Annotated in this window: 2 protein-coding genes; both read right to left on the bottom strand. The window is 32.5% G+C overall.

Features of this window, described 5'->3' with window-relative positions; translation table 11 throughout:
- Positions 1-278 precede the first annotated feature (278 nt).
- The gene (locus HMPREF3045_RS06100) at positions 279-1,955 is read right to left on the bottom strand and encodes a recombinase family protein (RefSeq protein ID WP_070737949.1); all 1,677 of its coding nucleotides are present in this window, start codon (positions 1,953-1,955) and stop codon (positions 279-281) included.
- A 91-nt stretch (positions 1,956-2,046) separates the two neighbouring features.
- Positions 2,047-2,208, bottom strand: coding sequence for a hypothetical protein (locus HMPREF3045_RS09215; protein WP_142956343.1), 162 nt, complete (start codon positions 2,206-2,208; stop codon positions 2,047-2,049).
- Positions 2,209-2,810 lie beyond the last annotated feature (602 nt).

Genomic DNA, 2,810 nt, shown 5'->3' with positions numbered 1-2,810 from the left:
CGGAAGTCTGGACTTCTGCTTTTCGGAAATTAGATTTTGTATTATTCGTAATATTTAAAATTTATATGTACCAACTTTTTAGAAAAAAAGAGCAGCCTTATAAGCTACTCTTGTAGAAAGTACAAAATGAGTTATTATATTTTTTGTGTTTCCTCATACTAGTCTCAAAACTACTCTTACATCCATGTAGTTTTTTTGAGTCTTTTTGACATATCCTTCTTCGTCTTTTTCAAATACAAAATGCTTATAAAACTGCTTAAAATGCAGGATTTCTAAATTTACATCTTTTTTATCAACGCTATAGTCTCAACTTGTTCATCATTGTCCAAACTTATATTCAAGTCATCGTCTATAATTGGGAGCTTGAAAGTAATTGATTTTAGCCATTGTCCGTTAGGTTGTTTTTCTTCATAAACTTGAATTTCAGAAATCAAAGCTGTAATTAACTGCCTACGCTCTACATCATTCATGACTTTATAGAGTTTATCAAAATAGATCAGAACCTTATATATGTTATCTCCTGTGAGTTTTTCAGCTTCAATAGTCTGTTTCTTTGCTTTCGCATCAATTAGTGATGATTCTAATTCATCTATTTTGTCATACATACGATATAGTCTATCATCTAAATCCTGTTTCCTTCTCTTATAATGCTTATCTTCAACATCTAAATTATCTATTTCCTCAATTAGCTTAAACTTTGTAGAATGACTCTTCCTCAATTCCTTTTGGTAATTATCTATTTCTTTTTCTATTTCAGAGGTGTCCACCTTCATGTTGATTTTTTCTTGCATCATAGAAGCAAATTTCGGATTACTTACAATCTTGACAATCACCTCTGCAACAGCATCATCTAACAATTCTTCTCTAATTTGCTTACGGAAAGTACACTTATGACCTCTTATCATCTGCCTATGTTTACAACCATAGTAATAAAAATCTTTATATTTTGTGCCATCTTTCTTTTTCTTGGTACACTTGTTTCCAAACATTCCCACTCCACATATAGGGCATTTTACAATTCCAGAAAGCAAGTGTGTGCGTGTATCTTTTCCTTTATTCACATGCTCATATTTCTTTGCTTGAGATTTTAGCTTAACCTGAGCAGCTTGCCAAACTTCATCGGAAACTATAGCTTCATGTATCCCTTCAGATATTAGATACTCATCTTGTTCAACCTGCTTATATTCATTTCTTGTACCATGAACTTTTTCTAAAGTTCTTCTTCCAAATGCTATTTTTCCATTATATACAGGATTCTTTAATATCTTTCTTATAAGTCCTGCATCAAACAAAGGATTTTTACCATTCTGTCTTGGGATTTTTCTAATTCCATGATTCTCTAAGTATTTAGATAGCCCATTGGCTCCTATCGTAGTATTTACATACTGGTCGAAAATCGTTCTTATGGCAACTGCCTCTTCCTCATTTATAAACAACTTTCCATCTTCAAGTTTATATCCATACGGAGCAAAGCCACCATTCCATTTTCCTTCCCTTGCTTTTTGAATTCGACCTTCCATTGTTTGAATACGAATGTTTTCTCTTTCTATTTCAGCCACAGCTGATAAAACAGAAATCATTAGTTTCCCAGCATCTTTAGATGAATCAATGCCATCTTCAACACAGATAAGATTAACTCCATAATCCTGCATTATCTGAAGTGTAGAAAGAACATCAGCTGCATTTCTTGCAAATCTTGATAACTTAAACACAAGAACAAAAGATACTCCATCTTTTCCAGATTTTATATCTTCCATCATTCGATTGAACTGTTTTCTACCTTCAATAGACTTGCCAGACTTTCCGGCATCTTCATACTCTCCGACAATTTCGTAATCGTTGTAAATAGCAAAAGCTTTCATTCGTGATTTTTGTGCCTCTAACGAATACCCCTCTATCTGTATTGACGTAGATACTCGTGTATAGAGGTATACTTTTATTTTTTCTTTTAACATAGCATTAACCTCAATATAATTTTTCTATATCATATATAATTTTTTGAATTTAAGTTTGGACTATCATTTCAAGTATATTATAACACTTTTATTAGTCTGTCTCAATTTGTGTTTTTGCCATGTCAAAACTATTTTTCATCTCTTGATTTTTTGCTGGCGTTGGATCGGGCAGATTATCTAAATCTAAAACACCAGCATATTTTGCAATCAGATTTGCTATTAAGTCAGCCAATCCATTCCAGTCATTGTCCAATATATACCTCCTCTCTCTAAAGTTTTATATCTAATAATTATTTGTTTAATTAAGTTTTACGACATTGACAAGTGCTTTGGATTAGCAACATAGGAATCTCACCTCCGCCTCTATTCCGGATGAGCCGGCTTCAACCTTAGAAGTATCATTATCCTCATTTTCTTCATAGCGGATAGGGTATCCCTCCCTATATTCAAACTCTTACTTATCGCTCACTTTCTATTTATTTAGCAGTTCTTGTTTTACCGATTATTCAGCAGAAAGATCTTAGCGGATAGGTTATTACGCTCCAAAAATAATTAACGTCTTGTCTTGGTCTATTCAATTGTTAAGGTTCAAAATTTATCGAGAGCTATTAGTCTTTTTAAAATTTGACCATCAGAAAATATTTATCTTGATGAAACAAAACTCTATAAATTACCCTCTTATACTTAACAGTGAAAAGAAGTCTTTCTTGGTAACCAATTTTAAATAGAATTTGCTTATGTAAAAAGGTCCAATTCCCACTGCATGAGTAGCAGTGAAAATTAGACCCTCTTGGTAATTGTCATCTAAAAGTCTTCTAGCATTTCTTTAATTTTCTAATCGCCTTTTAAGTGTCA

The organism is Anaerococcus sp. HMSC075B03 (assembly GCF_001815585.1).
Taxonomy (GTDB): Bacteria; Bacillota; Clostridia; order Tissierellales; family Peptoniphilaceae; genus Anaerococcus; species Anaerococcus vaginalis.
Note: the sequence above shows the minus strand (reverse complement) of the source record. Positions and strands in the feature narration are given on the sequence as shown.

What these genes read in the sequence shown, in the direction of transcription:
- HMPREF3045_RS06100 (WP_070737949.1), bottom strand. Translation starts at nt 1,955, where the DNA reads ATGTTAAAAGAAAAAATAAAAGTATACCTCTATACACGAGTATCTACG.